10 protein-coding genes and 2 tRNA genes are annotated in these 16745 nt (G+C 42.9%); 7 read left to right on the top strand and 5 right to left on the bottom strand.

The window, feature by feature from the left end:
- Positions 1 to 47: 47 nt before the first annotated feature.
- From GCHA_RS06275 to GCHA_RS06260, 4 genes are all read right to left on the bottom strand, one after another.
- Positions 48 to 2441 (bottom strand): sensor domain-containing phosphodiesterase, encoded by a 2394-nt coding sequence (locus GCHA_RS06275; protein WP_039992206.1) that lies wholly within the window; start codon positions 2439 to 2441, stop codon positions 48 to 50.
- Between the two features lie 81 nt (positions 2442 to 2522).
- Positions 2523 to 3836 carry a sensor histidine kinase gene (locus tag GCHA_RS06270; protein WP_007986272.1) on the bottom strand — a complete coding sequence of 438 codons (1314 nt, stop codon included), beginning with the start codon at positions 3834 to 3836 and terminating at the stop codon, positions 2523 to 2525.
- The gene (locus GCHA_RS06265) at positions 3833 to 4507 is read right to left on the bottom strand and encodes a response regulator transcription factor (RefSeq protein WP_007986270.1); all 675 of its coding nucleotides are present in this window, start codon (positions 4505 to 4507) and stop codon (positions 3833 to 3835) included. The genes GCHA_RS06270 and GCHA_RS06265 overlap by 4 nt, the downstream gene beginning before the upstream one ends.
- Before the next feature lie 186 nt (positions 4508 to 4693).
- Positions 4694 to 5173, bottom strand: coding sequence for a hypothetical protein (locus tag GCHA_RS06260; RefSeq protein ID WP_007986268.1), 480 nt, complete (start codon positions 5171 to 5173; stop codon positions 4694 to 4696).
- A 236-nt stretch (positions 5174 to 5409) separates the two neighbouring features.
- Here GCHA_RS06260 and GCHA_RS06255 point away from each other — a divergent pair, with 236 nt between their 5' ends.
- The 3 genes from GCHA_RS06255 (at position 5410) to GCHA_RS06245 (ending at position 11602) form a co-directional block, all read left to right on the top strand.
- Positions 5410 to 8757 (top strand): MHYT domain-containing protein, encoded by a 3348-nt coding sequence (locus tag GCHA_RS06255; RefSeq protein WP_007986265.1) that lies wholly within the window; start codon positions 5410 to 5412, stop codon positions 8755 to 8757.
- A 37-nt stretch (positions 8758 to 8794) separates the two neighbouring features.
- A complete protein-coding gene (locus GCHA_RS06250; protein ID WP_007986264.1) occupies positions 8795 to 9790 on the top strand; it encodes a response regulator in 996 nt (331 codons plus the stop codon).
- A gap of 276 nt (positions 9791 to 10066) precedes the next feature.
- The gene (locus GCHA_RS06245; protein ID WP_007986263.1) at positions 10067 to 11602 is read left to right on the top strand and encodes a methyl-accepting chemotaxis protein; all 1536 of its coding nucleotides are present in this window, start codon (positions 10067 to 10069) and stop codon (positions 11600 to 11602) included.
- A gap of 388 nt (positions 11603 to 11990) precedes the next feature.
- Here GCHA_RS06245 and GCHA_RS06240 read toward each other — a convergent pair whose 3' ends face one another.
- Positions 11991 to 14294, bottom strand: a complete 2304-nt coding sequence (locus GCHA_RS06240; protein WP_007986262.1) for a sensor domain-containing protein — start codon at positions 14292 to 14294, stop codon at positions 11991 to 11993.
- Positions 14295 to 14632: 338 nt separating this feature from the next.
- Between GCHA_RS06240 and GCHA_RS06235 the strand changes: the two genes are divergently transcribed.
- From GCHA_RS06235 to GCHA_RS06220, 4 genes are all read left to right on the top strand, one after another.
- Positions 14633 to 14709 (top strand) — tRNA-Met (locus tag GCHA_RS06235).
- Between the two features lie 703 nt (positions 14710 to 15412).
- Positions 15413 to 15489, top strand: a tRNA-Met gene (locus GCHA_RS06230).
- A 425-nt stretch (positions 15490 to 15914) separates the two neighbouring features.
- Positions 15915 to 16157, top strand: a complete 243-nt coding sequence (locus GCHA_RS06225) for an HP1242/YdcH family protein (RefSeq protein WP_007986261.1) — start codon at positions 15915 to 15917, stop codon at positions 16155 to 16157.
- 203 nt (positions 16158 to 16360) lie between these two features.
- On the top strand, positions 16361 to 16745 hold a 385-nt coding region (locus GCHA_RS06220), incomplete at its 3' end, for a hypothetical protein (RefSeq protein WP_039992172.1).

Here is a 16745-nt window from a genome sequence, read left to right as displayed (position 1 = left end):
ATCAACATTACGCATGTGCTATCCAGTGAGCTGTAACCATTAATTGATTACGTCGGTAACCGAGGAATGTCGCAAGAGGAGCGCATTGTGCTTTTATCATTAGTCGACGCTGATTTTTCGAGCAGAGCATTGAAATCTTCATATTTTAGCGGTTTAAAGAACAAGTAGCCTTGACCATACTTACAGCCCATTTTTTGTAAAATATAGTGCTGTTCTTCAGTTTCTATGCCCTCAGCGATGACTTCAATTCCCAATTTTTTTGCCATGACGATAATCGCTTCACAAAGCACTTTGTCGTTACTGACCTCGCTCATTGAATGAACAAATGACTTATCAATTTTCAAAAAGTCAGTAGGGTATTTTTTTAAGTAAGAAATAGATGAATACCCGGTACCGAAATCATCTAACGCGATATCTACCCCCGCTTGACGAAATTGAAAGAGCTTGTTGGAAACACTGGCATTTGCATCCATCAATAGGTTTTCAGTTATTTCCAGTGTTATCGCTTGAGGGGGCGTTCGAGATACCAACATACGCTCTAACCACTGCGTGATGCATCTGTCAGGGTCGGTGTAATGAATAGGGGATGTGTTAATACTGAGTTGTAAGTCAGGGCAAAGTGTTTTGCGCCAGAACATGACATCTCGGCACACCCGATCAAACACCCAATTGCTGATATCTATTATTAAGCCTGTCTCTTCAGCGATAGGGATAAAGTCATCTGGGCAAATTACCCCTCGTGTCGGATGCTGCCAGCGAATGAGCGCCTCTGCTTTGTTTATTCTACCGTTTGTCATATTGACTATGGGTTGGTACACAAGAAATAGCTCGTCGTGTTCAATAGCATGTCGTAGGTCGGCGATTAAGGTCATGCGTTTTAACGCAGCATTGCGCATGCTTTTGGTGTAGTAGTGGTAGTTGTTTTTGCCAATATCCTTGGCGCCGTACATGGCTTGATCTGCATTTTTAAGCAGGCTTGCTACATCTTCTGCATCATCTGGGTAGATGGTAATCCCGATACTGGCACTACTATGCACAATTTCACTTTGCAAATGATAAGGCTGCTCAATTGCTTTCAGAATTTTCTGTGCCGTTTTTTCGAGCCCGCTGAACTCGGTTATATCGTTTAGGATAATGACAAATTCATCACCACCTAAACGGGCAACGGTGTCTTTATGACGAACGCAACCGGAAATCCGCTTGGCACAATCAATCAACAGCGCGTCCCCAACCCCGTGCCCTAAGGTGTCATTGATATCCTTAAAATTATCTAAGTCTAAGAACATGACGGCCACTTGTGTTTTGTTTCGCTTCGCCGCTTCGAGCGCTTTTTTGAGATGTTCGCCCATAATGTTGCGATTGGGTAACTGGGTAAGCTCGTCAAAGTTGGCTTGATGCCAAATTAAATCGCTGCTTTTCTGACGCTCAATCGCAATGCTTGCCACATTAGCAAACATTTCTATTCGCGCGAGTTCGTCTTTGGTGGGCGTGGCTGCTTTGGGATGATAAATAGCAAAGGTGCCAAGTACTCTGCCGTTTGCCGCTTTAATGGGCTGTGACCAACAGGCACCTAATTGCGCTTGCGTTGCTAGGTCGACCCAAGCCGCCCAGTAGGGATGGGTGCTGATATCCTCGACTACTGTACGGTTTCCGGTAAAAGCAGCGGTTCCGCAGGAGCCTTGTCCTAGACCGATTTCGACTCCTTCGATGGCTTGGTTATAAAAATCAGGAAGTGAGGGAGCAGCCCCAGAATAAAGGCAATTATCTTTCAGTAATAAAATACTGCATTTTTGATTGTGATATTCGCTCTCTATGGCTTTTACAATGTCCATCAATACCGAATGCAGTGATTCTGCGTTAACTATTTTTTCAAGGATGGTATTGCGTACGCGGGTTAACTTTTGCGTTTTATCTAGTTGTTCTTGGTAGCGCTTCATGGCTTCAGCAGCTTGGGTAAGTACTTCTTTTTGTAACTCACTCTCTACCATGCTGGCTAAGTCTTGCAAAGCGCGCTTGTCTGTTGAACTAAACTGTTTCGGGGCAGTATCAAATACACAGAGCGACCCTACATGGTAGTTATTGATGCTGATCTTTATACCAGCATAAAAACGCAGTAGGGGAGCTTCGGTAACAAACTCACTGTCTTTAAAGTTATCGTCTTTGTGGGTATCGTTAATGACGAAAACATCATTATTAGTAATGGTATAGGCACAAAAAGAAATATCGCGCGACAATTCGGTGGCGTCGAAGTTGAAGACTGATTTATACCACTGGCGTTCACTGTCGATAAACGAAATTGACGAAAACTGACAATCAAACGTATGTGCCGCTAATCGAGTGATGCGGTCAAAGCGTTCTTCGGCTTTGGTATCTAATATATTTAATTGATGTAATGCGTTAACACGCATTGAATCGTTGTCAGGTCTTAGGGCCGGCTTCAAGAAAATACTCCCATACATTACATACCGTACGTTACGCAAACTAATCGTAGGTGTAAATATGGCCTTTAGTATGATGCAACCTCAGGATATTTCGACTTTGAAATCCACTTTTACTAGGTATCGGCCTGGCTCATCTATGATTTGGTATTGCCATTTATGCCGCTGAATAATTCTTTCACTTAGTTGCAAACCTAATCCGTAGCCTAATATGGGCTGTTGTGTTGTCTTTATCTTATTGTTCGAGTGAGAGGCGCTGTCTCTGTGTTCTTCATTAATAATTGTGACTACACTACCTTGCTGAATAATGTGTACATGTCCGCGCTGGGTATGCTGATAAGCGTTGCGAATAAGATTACTCAGCACAATATGACAAGCAGTACCATCCGTATCTAAACTAAATGGTTTACAGTCTATGGTGACTTCCACAGCTTTACTGTTTAGTAAATAGCGTAACTCTGAAGATAATTGATGGATTTTTTCATCCAACTGGATCCGTTTCAACTCGACGGATTGAGCTTCATCATGACTTAACCACAGCAGTGTTTCGGTCAAATCGCTCATTGTAAGGCCCGCCCGTTCAATGCGGGCTAGCGTCAGTTGTTGTTTTTCGTTTAACGTCGCTTGCTCGCACAAGCGTTTAAGTAAATCAACGTTACTGCGAATGACTGATATAGGGGTACGGAGCTCGTGACTGGCATAACTTAAAAAGGTTTTCTCTCGGGCCAGACTTTGATGCACTGAATGCAGACTACTTTGTACTATCGTTGCCAAAGTATTGAGTTCGTTGTAAGTAAAGTCAGGGGGAGGGTGTTGCACATTCTCATGATTGAGTGCTTTGGCCCAATCTCGTAAAGACTCAATGGGTTTGGCAACTTTACGCATCAGTACAATGAGAAAACAGGTGAACATCGCGATGACGAGTACCCCGGTGATAATGATCCAAAGAAACCGTGATATATGGGGTTTATGATGACGCTGAGGGTTAAATTTATCCAGCATAACCTTGGATATGTACCTAAGTTCGCCTTCTTGATTACGGATCATTGCAATAAAATAAAGATTGGTAGGCAACGAAAAAAACGAGTTTTGGTCTTTCGATTTCAGTAATTCGTTTTCTACTGCTGGAGGGGATTCGAAGCGTTCTTGGATTATATCCGGTGTATCTTCCCAACGACTTGCGATCTGAAAATCTGCAAACTTGACTGGTTGCCCGTCGTGTACGTCGGATGTCCTGACCAACTCACGCATGACGCCGTTTAAGCCGCGATCTAACCCATCAATAAAGTAATTAACAGTTAGCATTGACAGACCAATCGTCATGATGGACGCGAGCAAAATCATGGTGATAAAAAAGTAAAGCTTTAAACTCGGCCTGATCTTCATGGCGCTTTTCATTGCGTGGTCTCTTTGATAGCGAAGCCCACGCTGGCTATGGTGTCTAGAGATATTGAGCTTTCATAACGTTCCAACTGCTTACGCAAGTGATAGATATGAACCTTTAAACTGTTACTGTCGGGTTGGTCATCACCCCAGACCGTTTGGATAATGTGTTGACGCGTGACTGTTTGTGGACTGGCGCGCATCAGTACCTCGAGTATCGCTAAAGCCGTGGGTGACAATTTTAATGGCTGTTGGTTAAGTGTCGCTATTCGTTGGGTTAAGTCTAAGGTTAAACCACCGACCATTAAACGTTTGGTTTCACCGCTTCTTCTACGACCTAGCACTTGGATACGCGCAATTAATTCCTGCATAGCGAATGGTTTGACAAGATAATCATCGCTGCCGGCATTAAATCCCTCTAACTTATTATCTAAAGTGTCGCGCGCGGTAAGCATAAGCACAGGCGTATCAATCCCTATTTCACGCATTCGCTTACACAGGGTTATGCCATCCATTTTGGGCATGTTTATGTCCAAAATAATGACCTGATATTCTGCTTTTTCAATGAGGGTGAGACCCATTAAGCCATTACTTGCATGATCACATTCCATTGATTCTAGCTCGAGGTAATCGACGATTGTGGTGGCCAAGTCAATGTCATCTTCAACGAGTAATACATTCATCATTTGCTTATTATCCCTGAGTCGACGGCGTCACTGTGCCTAACCAGTATACCTCGAAGCACTTAGCGAAACAGACGTTAAGTTGGCTTGCTGGTATTGGTGCTGGTTGGCAGTTCACAGCGTGAGGTAAAGAGCCGCTTTCATATAATTCAATAGCACTAGCATAAAGGATCAGGCGTTAAGACAGGGTTAAGGTGATTGGTATAACTTGCAGTCTAGATATTGATTTAAGAGAGGTTTGATTGAAGCAATCGGGAAATTACTATGAATGACGATGCTTTGCCCGCTATTGAGTATGATTTGAATTGCTTCTCGAGTGGTCCCAGCCTTTAGTAGGCGGATACTGTGCATATCTTCAAAATACACCGTTTCATGTACCTTACCGTCTTTAAGGCACAGGCTGTCATCGCGTATTTCTAGCTGGGGGAATTGCGTTTGGCGAAATTGCGAGACCCAATAAAACAGCGAAAATACGGCAAGAGACAATAAACAAAGTGGCCCCACAATAATCAGCGCACTTCTTGCTATAACGACTATTTCCTGCCATGCGAAATGCTCAAGTGTCCATGCGATGTAAGCGCTGGCGAGAGCGAAAAGAGCGAGCGGAATATAAAGGCGCTTGAGGATTTGAATTTTATGTTTACTCTTTTGATAATCAAAGTGTTGCATAGTTTCCTAGTAGTGTGACGTAAGGTTTTAAATAAATAACTGTTCAGCGTAACTTTCTAAGCTGACGATTATAAAGGAATTTTACTTTTGTGGGAGGGTAACTTTATAATCCTGTATTACACGGGTATCTGCTTACACGCATTCTAAAGCTTATGGTAAAATTAAACTGGCTTTTTTCTACGAATAGTCGATAACTTAAATATACTAATCAACATTCTTATTAAAATTGCCGTATTATGTTTGAAGCAGTAACCTCACTTTTTTCTCCTGTCGATGATAACTTACTCATAGTAGGCGATTTCGATCCTCTTCTTGTTGTTATCTCTATCTGTTTGGCTATTTTGGCCTCATTCATGGCCATGCAAGTCTCCACTCAGGCAGCGCAAACCACTGACCCTGTGAAGCGCAATATGCTAACACTAGTCGGTAGCTTAGCGCTTGGCGGTGGTGTTTGGTCTATGCACTTCTTAGGCATGCTTGCCTTTGCGCTCTGCACCCCGGTTGCCTACGACGGGCTAATCACGGCAATCTCTATTATTCCTAGTGTGGGGGCTTCTTGGGTTGCATTAAACACGATTAATAAAAAACAGGTTTCTGTGGTGCGCTTGATTGTGGGTGGCGTATTGATGGGGGCTGGCATTGGTACCATGCATTACGTTGGTATGGCCGCCATGGAAATGGCGCCTATGTTGCGATACGACATCGGCATGTTTTTATTGTCTATCATTGTGGCGGTGTTATTGGCCATATTATCTTTGTGGATCCGTTTCAGCCTTACTTTTTTAGATACCGTTAAGTTTGGTGAGCATTACCGAAATGGCATTTCCGCCGTTATTATGGGGTTGGCCATCTCGGGAATGCACTACACGGGTATGGCGGCTGCACGCTTTGTTCGCCCGCCCGGGTTTGAGTTTTCACAACAAGATAAATATATCTCTCATTATTTAGGTTTCTCAGTCGCTTTTATTACTGTCGGTATTATCGTTTTGGTGCTCGCCATTAATATGGTCATCAAATACAAAGAATCGACACGAAGAGCAAAATTTAATGAAGCGAGGTTGAGGGCCACCATCAATACCTCAGTGGATGGCGTATTAGGATTTGACCGCCACGGCATTATTGAAAGTGCTAATGATGCCCTATGTGAATTACTAGGTTGGGATGACGCTGATCTAATAGGGCAAGATGTACGAGTATTAATGCCCAATGAACATATCTCAGAATTCAATCAGTATTTAGAGATGCGATTAAATGGAATCCACCCAGACAAAACAAGTAATGGGCGCGACACAACCATATGTCAAAAAGACGGTCGATTAATCCCCATTCGACTAGCCATAGGATTTGTTGAATTAGGGCAAGAAAGTAATTTTGTCGCGTTCATATCTGATTTACGTTATCGAGTCGAAATGGAGAGAGCATTGCGTCAAAGCGAGGCACAGTTTCGCTCCCTTATTAGCAATATTCCGGGTATTGCGTATCGGTGCTTAGACAACGAAGAACGTCCAATGGTGTTTATCAGTGATGCCATTGAAAGCATATCTGGCTATCCCGCTTCTGATTATGTTGGCAACCCACCGAAACGCTATTTTCACGAACATGTGCACCCCGATGACATCGAAGAAACCGTAGCAAAAGTCAACGGACAACACTTGTTCAAAGTGGAGTACCGTATTTATAACGCAAAAAGGGAAATCCGCTGGTTACTCGGTTATGGTACACATGCTGAGAATACTGAAACCGGCGAAAAGTGGCTCGACGGTTTTATAATGGATATCACTGAGCGCAAAGAAATGGAGCAGTCGTTACTGATTGCAAAAGACAAGGCAGAACAAGCCGCTTCTTCAAGAGCCGCGTTCTTAGCTAATATGAGCCATGAAATTCGCACGCCGATGAATGCCGTGATCGGCTTTAGCGATATTCTACTCGACGATGTATTTGAAGCAGAACAGCGCAAACATTTGACCACCATAAATCAATCTGCCAAATCATTGTTGCACTTACTAAACGATATTTTGGACAGCGCAAAACTTGACAAGGGCAAGTTTGAATTAGAGATGCGCGATTTCTCGTTGATTGAGGAAATAGACGCAGTTGTGTCGACGCTCTGGTTGCAAGCAAATAAAAAAGAATTGTACTTGAATGTGAGTGTAGCACCTGAAGTTGGCGGTGCGTTTCATGGGGCTCCAGATCGCATACGGCAGGTATTAACTAATCTCATCGGCAATGCCATCAAATTTACTGTGTTGGGTGGGGTCAACATTAAAGTGGGTGTTAAGCCTAGTGGCTGTATCGAGTTTGCCATAATTGATACGGGGATTGGCATGACTAAGGAGCAGCTTGACTTAGTATTTGATGCCTTTGGACAAGCGGATGCGAGCATGAGCAGGCGCTTTGGTGGCACAGGGTTAGGAACAACCATTAGTAAACAGCTTATTGAGCTAATGGGCGGCAAAATATCAGCTACCAGTACTTATGGCGAAGGGAGCTGTTTTTCATTTACGCTGCCCTTAGCACCACCGAAATGTGAAGTGGATACTGTTAAGCAGAAACAAAAATGTACATTACCTCCGCTAGACATATTGATAGTGGATGATATTCAGCAAAATATTGATTTGCTCACCTTGCTGTTGACCAGACAAGGACATAACGTAATAACGGCACGAGATGGTAAACAAGCCTTAGTTAGAATGCGTAATGATAAAATGGATGTCGTGTTAATGGACGTTCAAATGCCGATAATGGACGGATTAACCTCTTCCAGAGAGAGACGAAAAGAAGAGCAAAGCCAACAGCTGACGCATATTCCTATTATTGCTTTAACGGCCAGTGTATTGGCTGAAGATCGCCAAGCGGCCATTGATGCGGGTATGGATGGTTTTGCCAATAAACCAGTGGATATTGATTTGCTCAATGTTGAAATTGCCCAAGCGTTAGGTGTCGATTTAACCTGCGAAATAGAACCCGTAGAAGCTAATGATAACAGCGATTCACATATCGTAAATGAGCGTAAAGGCGTAGCCATGTGGGGCGATAAAGAGACGCTATACAAAGAGATTGCGCTTTTCGTAAAAAATAACGAATCAGTTATTTTTACTTTGAAAAACACCTTAGACAACCCAGATTGGTCTTCAATTCAAACCCAACTACATACACTGAAAGGTTTAAGTGGAAATTTATCTTTGACACAGTTAAGCCAGCGGCTTAATGAAGCAGAACGCTATGCTATGCTTGGCTCAATAGATGATATCGCAGGCGTGTATGCAGATATTGAAGAGACCTTTAGCGTGGTAAGAGACTACATAGAAGCGCAAGGGATAACAGTGGATTCAGCGGCTACCGACACGTCGACCTATGAAAATGACAGTCACTTGTCAGCGGCTAAACTTTTAGAGTTAGTCGAATTGCTGATTAAATCCGCGCAAAACAATGAGTACAATGAGGATGCCGCCGATTCTCTTGTCGCAGGGGCAAGTAAGGCAAATTTAGAGCGCAGTAAACGAATTCAAAGTGCGCTGGATGATTTCGAATTTGAAGACGCCGTGCGTGAATTGCAACTGCTCAAAGAGCAAGCTCTCCAGTAGCCCAACAGCGTGAATAATAACCGATGAATGTATTGCTATGTTAAGTGACCAAAACAACAAACAAAAAGTGCTTATTGTTGATGATGAGCCGGCCAATTTACGTGTTCTGAAAAAGATACTAGGTGATCTATATCGGCTCACGTTTGCTAAAAGTGGTGAAGAAGCGCTGCGCTTGGTGGAGCGTGAATTACCTGACTTAATTTTACTCGACGTTATGATGCCGGGCATGACAGGTTTTGATGTATGCCAAGCGTTAAAACAAAATCCACTGAGCAAAGGGATCCCGGTGATGTTTGTGACGGCCCTAAGCGATGACGTTGATGAAGCGAAGGGATTTGATGTAGGGGCAGTAGATTACATCACAAAACCTGTTTCACCGGCCGTGGTAAAAGCACGTGTTCGTACGCACCTATCTTTAGTGCAAGCAGACGAATTACGACGTACTCGTTTGCAAGTGATTCAACGGCTCGGGCGTGCCTCAGAATATAAAGATAACGAGACCGGTACGCATATTTTGCGTATGAGCCACTATTCTAAAATCATGGCTCTGGCACTCGGTTTAAGCGAGAACGCCGCGGATAATTTACTGCACGCTGCACCTATGCATGACATCGGTAAAATCGGCATTCCAGACAGCATCATGCTAAAGCCAGGTAAACTTACAGATGAAGAGTTTGCTATTATGCAAAAGCACCCAGAAATTGGAGCTGAGATCTTGGGTGAATCAGATTCTGATTTAATCGAGTTAGCAAAAATCGTGTCATTAACACATCATGAAAAGTGGGATGGCTCAGGCTACCCTAACGGCCTTAAAGGCGAAGAAATCCCCTTGGAAGGGCGTATTGTTGCTATAGCTGATGTGTTCGATGCATTAACGAGTAAACGGCCTTATAAAGAAGCTTGGCCAGTAGAAAAAGCAGTTGACCTTATTCAATCGCAAAGCGGCAAACATTTTGATCCCAATATTGTTGCGCTTTTTCAAAGCTGCTTACCGTCTATTTTGGAAATTAAAGAACGCTGGCAAGATGCTTAACCCTTCGGGGCAATGCATTGCCCCGACACCCTCCATATGCTTTAGAACACGACAAGCCCCCGCTATTTTTTAATCTACATAATTTATTTTCGCATATTTATAAATGCGGATTGGTATAACGCTTAAGGTAAGATATTTTCCTAAGTGGTCGATATAAGGATATGCGTCCTAGGGCTTGATGTTAAAGATGTTATGCCTTTCAATATCGGGTAGGTTATTTTCGCGCTTTTGTGCACCGATACCACCATAAAAACACTGAAATACTAAGGAATGATAATGAACAATCCAATTGCAAACGGCAATGAGCGCGAGGTGATGGTTGAAGTTGGCGAAGAGCTTGTTTCTACCACGGATACCCAAGGGATTATTCAGTACGTTAATGACCACTTTTGTCGCGTATCTGGTTTTACACGTGAAGAGTTAATTGGCCAGCACCATAATATTGTGCGCCATCCGGACATGCCCAAAGCTGCTTTTGCTGATATGTGGGGAAAGTTAAAGTCAAACCGAGCATGGCGCGGTGCCGTTAAGAATCGTTGTAATGGCGGTGGATACTATTGGGTCGACGCGTTTGTGACACCGCTTTTTGAAAATGGTCAGTTGGTCGGCTATCAATCTGTTCGTACTCAACTGATAGCACCATACAAATCGAAAGCTGCGCAGCTGTATCCTAGACTAAATAACGGGGGAAGTGCATTTGGCTGGTTTGATCAACACGTAAACGCTAAAGATTTGTTGTTCGTTCTATTTGCCATGCTGTTCGCTGGATTGTCATTTTTATCCGCTTACTTTGCGCTAGTTTTAATCCTGTTACCTTACGTAGTGTTTAAGCAAGAATTGTTCGATGTGCGTCAACATGCTACTCAACTAAAATCACAATATGACAGTGTATCCCGCGCTATATTTGCCGGAGATGGCGTGAAAGGCGTTAACGGCTTTGCCTTGAGAATACAAGAAGGTAAAGTGAAAACCATATTGGGCAGAGTGATTGATAGCACAGCGTCACTTGATAGAGGCGTGACAAGTTTACAACAAGCGGTGACGGAAACTAAGACTGGGGTTGAAGAAGAAACAGCCGAATTGACGCAAGTAGCTACCGCAGTAGAGCAAATGGTAGCGTCTATTAATGAAGTGACTCGCAACATAGGTAATACATCTGAAAAAGTCAGCGGGGCGCATAAAGATTGTCGTCAAGCGACAGACTCCATGTCCAGCACAATGGAGAAAGTAGGTGACCTTGCTACTGAGGTTGCAAAATCCGCTGGTTCAGCAGCTGCACTTGCCGATGAAGCCAACCGCATTAACGACGTTATGCAAGAAATTCAAGGGATTGCCGATCAGACTAACCTTTTAGCGCTAAATGCAGCTATTGAAGCGGCAAGAGCGGGGGAGCACGGTCGTGGGTTCTCTGTGGTTGCTGATGAAGTAAGAGCGCTTTCCAGTCGTACACACAGCGCTACCACACAGATACAATCGTCTGTGTCTGAGATCCAAAGTACTTTGCTAGCATGGTCACAAACACTTGAAGAAGGGAAATCATCGGCAGAATCTTGTGTAGATGAAACCAAGCAAACCCAAGCACTGATCAACAAAGTGTATGACAGCATTAGTGACATTGCCGACTCAGCGACGCAAATCGGTACTGCATCCGATCAGCAAAGTGCGGTGTCAGAAAGTATTAGTCGCAATATTGCAAACATCAGTGATGCTTCAAAACATAACCTGGTGCAAGTAGAAAAAGTCGAACAAGAAGCGAAAGGAATTTCTCAGCGCTCTAAGGCATTGGCCGCAATGGGCCTAACATTTGGTTAATATGCCGTTTGTTACATAACCTGAATACTGGATAAGTCGAGCCTCTCGATAGCGTTATTTTTGTGCCTAGCATTAACGCGCTATTACGTACGACAATCCACCTTACTGCTATCCACGAAGCATTTTGTCACCGATTGAGCATTCAAGTGGGTATTTGGGCGAATGTGACTAAATATTGCTAACATTTAGCGATAGTTGATTATTGATAAGCAATTAGATACGACTCTGAGATAACTAACGTGGCTATTACATTGGCTGGCAAGTTGGATAACGAAGGCTAAGCAAAGGGGGGTTATTCACATTTATCGCTACTTGTTGATTAAAGTGCTTTAGATCCGACTAAATCTCGATTGCCCAATGTTTATAAGTCGAAATATCAGTAAGCCGTTCATGGGTGTTTATGTACCAAACTGGCAGTTTGACTCGTCAAGGGTAACTTTAGGTTTGGCATCAGGCTAGTGTTCAATAGTTTTGCGATTTGGTCTTTGCCCATCGGCTTTGCAAAAGCAAAACCTTGAAAACTAGCGCAACCCATTGCCAACAGGCAATCGACCTCACGCAAATCTTCGACGCCTTCGGCTAATACATCAATTTTAAACACGCGGCACATGGCCACGATGGCTTCAACAACTTGTGCATTTTTGCTGTCGCGTTGAATATTTTTAATGAACTGACGGTCGATTTTGACTCGTTGCACAGGGAAATTGGTCAATTTTGATAGTCCAGAATAGCCAACTCCAAAATCATCCAAGGTAATACAAAAGCCAAAACTGGCTAAATACCGTACCGTCTCAATGGCATCTGGAATATTTTGCGTTTTAGCTGACTCCGTGAGTTCTAGCTCGAGTAACTGGGGTTTAATATCATGCTCCACCACGCAATTAATCAAAAACTTTTTAAAGTCAGTTTGATCAAGATCGGGCCCAGAGATATTAATCGCCACAGGCAGGGCTTGTAGCCCTTGTCCTTGCCATTGTTTTATCTGAGCGCAGACATGGTTGATTAACCAGTGCGTGAGCTTTAGCACTAAACCGGATTGCTCAGCGATAGGAATAAACACCCCAGGTGATACGCGACCTATCACGGGCGAGTTCCAGCGCAATAGCGCCTCCATGCCGATAAGTGTGCCATCGCCCCTGACCTTTGGTTGGTAGTCAACATACAGTTCTTCATTTGTCAGTGCTTCGTTGAGCAAAATACTGATCTCTTGATGCTCTATAAATCGTTGATGGCTTCCGGTTTCATAGTAGTTAATAAGCGCATCATTCACAGTGACAGCGTGTAGTGCATTATTCACCAATTGGTTTACTGAAACGTCAGACTGGTTATTAGCGACCCCCGCCTTACAATCAATATGCATGCTCAGTTGTTGAATTTGTACTACGCGGGGCAGGGAAGCAATAATCTGATGGATAGCACTTTTGGTTTTCTCAGCTTCGACAATGGTCAGAGCAATCCCTAAGGTGTACTTGTCGAGTATGGCTATAAAACCCCGTTCTCCGACATTTTGATTGAGTATCTCGGCTACTTTCTTAAGGATTTTTGGTAAGTACAAAAAACCATATTTTTGTTCAATAAAATGCGCATTATTAATTTTAATCGCACAAACAAACAATGTGCCACTTGCTTGGTCGTCATGCAGGGCTATTTTGTTTTCTAGCCATTGGCGATTTGGTAAACCGGCACTTTCGTCATATAGTTTCTGGCGCTGTCTGACCTGGGTTTGTAGCGCGAGTGTTTTGTGCAGCAAAGCTTTCGCGCTTACATCCTGGATTGTGACAATAGTGTGTTGTTCATCGTTAATCGGTTGAGCGCTGAGCTCAAATACTTTCATTTTTGCCCCTAAGGTACGATTAACAACGAGCTTGCTGCTATTGACCGTGAATTCTGGAAACACACTTTCTATTTCGTTGCCCACACAGGGGGTAGGTAGATTAGACAAAAGTAACGCGTAGGCAGCATCGTTTGCTTCTATGATTTTACGTTTCTGGTCGATAATAATTTTTGCCGTTCGTGCTTCAACGAATAGTGCGTGATAAAGCTGAGCTTGTTTATGCAGAATATTATTTCTTTCAATATTAAATTGGTTTCCTCGTTTGGCGGCTATGTTTGAGCGAGCGATGGCCAGAGGAATACACACATTGAAAAAGACGAACAATATGACATGCAGATAATAGTTTGCGTGCTCTTGTACAGGAAATGGCGTGATGTAATCAGCAAGGGTTAGCTGATTAATCAATACGTACAAAGGGGCAATATTGAGCAAAATACATAATACTCCCACTTTCCATCCTAACAGTATAAAGGCTACAAACGGTGTGGAATACATGACGATAGGCCCAAGCATCGACAGGACTTGGTGCTGATGAGTGGCGTTAAAACAGACCGCGGCAACAATAATTAAGCCAATTAAGCAATACGCGCTAAACGTATAAAAGCGTCGTGAAATCAGTAACAAACTACTTAGCGCAATATAGAACACCAATGCCATAGGGATAACATAAGCCACTCGCTCTATCACGCTACGCCATGCGCTTTGGATCACGAAAATGGCGCACAAAAGAATAATAGACACTAACATGATTCTTAGTGCGCTGATGCGCCATGCCTCAACATTTGTTACCGGCAGATTGTCATCTCTCAGATAGAAATAGTCGGAAAACTGTTGTTTGAGTTTGGCGATAAATATCATCTTCTTCCTAAGTAAATGAAAGTAGTATTGGGCTACAACGTAGAGACCGGCCTATGTTACTGATGAAAAATGACATTTTGTAGCCTTTGGGTAAAAATATGTTTCAAAAATACCGGCTAAGTTGTAACAAATAGGCATTGGCGGGCTGAATAGGATAATTTCAAAATCGGATAACTTTTTTTGAAGTTAGTTTTCTTATCAAGCGCTCAAAAAAGCAGGGCATTCGGTTTTTGCTTACGTTAGCGACACTTATCGTACGATAATTGGCCAGTCAGTGGGTGAATTAAGATTAATACTTGCAATGTACTGCTGACCTCTCTATATTGCGCCACATCGGACGCGGGATGGAGCAGTCTGGTAGCTCGTCGGGCTCATAACCCGAAGGTCGTAGGTTCAAATCCTGCTCCCGCAACCAACCGATATTTCAGTGTTAATTCGTAGAAGTCCAAGAGATTCATAAAAAGAAAATTCGCCTTCGGGCACGCTTTCTTATCTTCGATAAGCCATAAGGTTAACCTTGGTTGAGCAATCAACAGGTTCACTCATTATTATTTAAAAAAGCTAATATGTATTTCTCCCTCGAGTTTGACTTAATGTCCGCATATTTAAGTGTTTAATAGCTCCTCCTAACAACCGAATGTAGTAAGCAAGCTTCCCTTCTTTATATTTTCAGTAGATTGGGGCGTGGGGGTAGTAGTGCGTCTGATGATTGAATCGTTGTTATAAATTGGACGCCGTATCTATTGATAAAGCAACTGAAGAAGGAAAAGTGCACGCGCACTAATATCTATTAAATTAAAAATTAATCTGTGTTCTTTCAAGTTCGAACAACACACAGTAAGTCCTTTTAAAAATCGCCCGAAGGAAATTCCCCAGCGGGTTTTGTATGCGTTCTCGGTATTCGATTCTCGGTATTTGAAAGGGAACAGCCATTAATGCATACCTACGTCTTGTTCTAAAAAACGATGGATGAATCCTTAGACGATAGTTATTTAATGGAATTGACATGAATTTGTCTAAAATAGAACCTAATTGCAGGATTAATCAGCAGTCAGTTTTAATATGTGAAACTTTGCTTGTAATGTGCAGATGCCCTCTATATATTGCACCACATCGGACGCGGGATGGAGCAGTCTGGTAGCTCGTCGGGCTCATAACCCGAAGGTCGTAGGTTCAAATCCTGCTCCCGCAACCAACCGATACTTCAGTGTTAATTCGTAAAAATCCAAGACATTTATCAAAAGCAAATTCGCCCTCGGGCTCGCTCTTAGCGTCTTTGATAGGCAATAGGTTTAAATGCTGTTCCCGCAACTAACCGATACTTCTAGTACAAAATCAAAAACTAAAAGAACGCAAATTTTCCCTTGGGCTTGCATTTAATAATCACAAAAGGTCGTAGATTCAATTTCGGCCGCCGCACCCAGCCAATATGCCAGTCATACCCCGACAGAAAGCACAAAGATATTTGCCGTTGGGCTTATTCCTTATGTTCCAGCAGTAAACACATTTATCAATGTATGGTGAAAACTGTTTCTTGCGATTACACCATTATCTTCAGTTAAGCCAATTGCTAACCTTGAGCCTGAATTTATGTAGGTAAGCAGTCATTAGGAGCAGGTTATGTTAGGTGAAAGTCACGCGTTGTTAGTAGAGTTCCCCGCCCACAAGGCAACCATTGAAGCATTAGGTCAATCCGACCAAGCGTTCACAAGTCAAATGCAAAAATACGACGCATTAGATAAAGAAATTCGTGAGTTAGAGTTAAGTAACTCACCCATCGAAGACAATGAAATGCATCAAATGAAACACCAGCGTTCAATACTGAAAGACCAGCTTTATCAATGCTTATTACACGCAAGTTAATAGCTTTGGTTAGTTGCCTATTATCCACCTTAGCTTCATGATAATAGGCAACCGCCTTTAACAAATACCAATAATAAAGACAACAACAAAGCAATAACAATAACAATAACAATAACAAAAACAAAGACACCCATTATAAAAATGGTTCATTTTCATCCCTGAACTACACTTGATGCGTGTTCCACTTTATTGAGTCGACTGTTATGCCTCAGTCACGAAAAAGCCAAATCAGCTTAATCGATACGCCTTATTATCACTGTGTGTCGCGTTGTGTACGCCAGTCTTTCTTATGCGGTACAAACACGCTGACAGGGCAGAGCTACGAGCATCGTCGTGGTTGGGTAGAGAAGCGTTTGTTGTTTTTATCTACCGTGTTCGCAATCGACATATGCGCTTACGCAGTGATGAGTAATCATACCCATGTGGTGCTTTGCGTGGATAAAGCCTTGGCTGATAAATGGGATACCGAATCGGTACTAAAGCGTTATCACATACTTCATAAAGGCACGTTACTCACTCAAAAATTTATAAACGGTGATACCTTAACCCAAGGAGAGTTAATCACCCTTGATGATACCGTTGAAATTT

The organism is Paraglaciecola chathamensis S18K6, from assembly GCA_000314955.1.
Taxonomy (GTDB): domain Bacteria; phylum Pseudomonadota; class Gammaproteobacteria; order Enterobacterales; family Alteromonadaceae; genus Paraglaciecola; species Paraglaciecola chathamensis.
This window is presented reverse-complemented; position numbering and strand designations above follow the sequence as displayed.

Coding starts and splice junctions, on each gene's coding strand:
- GCHA_RS06240 (WP_007986262.1), bottom strand. CDS start 14,294: ATGATATTTATCGCCAAACTCAAACAACAGTTTTCCGACTATTTCTAT.
- GCHA_RS06270 (WP_007986272.1), bottom strand. CDS start 3,836: ATGAAAAGCGCCATGAAGATCAGGCCGAGTTTAAAGCTTTACTTTTTT.
- GCHA_RS06225 (WP_007986261.1), top strand. CDS start 15,915: ATGTTAGGTGAAAGTCACGCGTTGTTAGTAGAGTTCCCCGCCCACAAG.
- GCHA_RS06250 (WP_007986264.1), top strand. CDS start 8,795: ATGTTAAGTGACCAAAACAACAAACAAAAAGTGCTTATTGTTGATGAT.
- GCHA_RS06245 (WP_007986263.1), top strand. CDS start 10,067: ATGAACAATCCAATTGCAAACGGCAATGAGCGCGAGGTGATGGTTGAA.
- GCHA_RS06260 (WP_007986268.1), bottom strand. CDS start 5,173: ATGCAACACTTTGATTATCAAAAGAGTAAACATAAAATTCAAATCCTC.
- GCHA_RS06255 (WP_007986265.1), top strand. CDS start 5,410: ATGTTTGAAGCAGTAACCTCACTTTTTTCTCCTGTCGATGATAACTTA.
- GCHA_RS06265 (WP_007986270.1), bottom strand. CDS start 4,507: ATGATGAATGTATTACTCGTTGAAGATGACATTGACTTGGCCACCACA.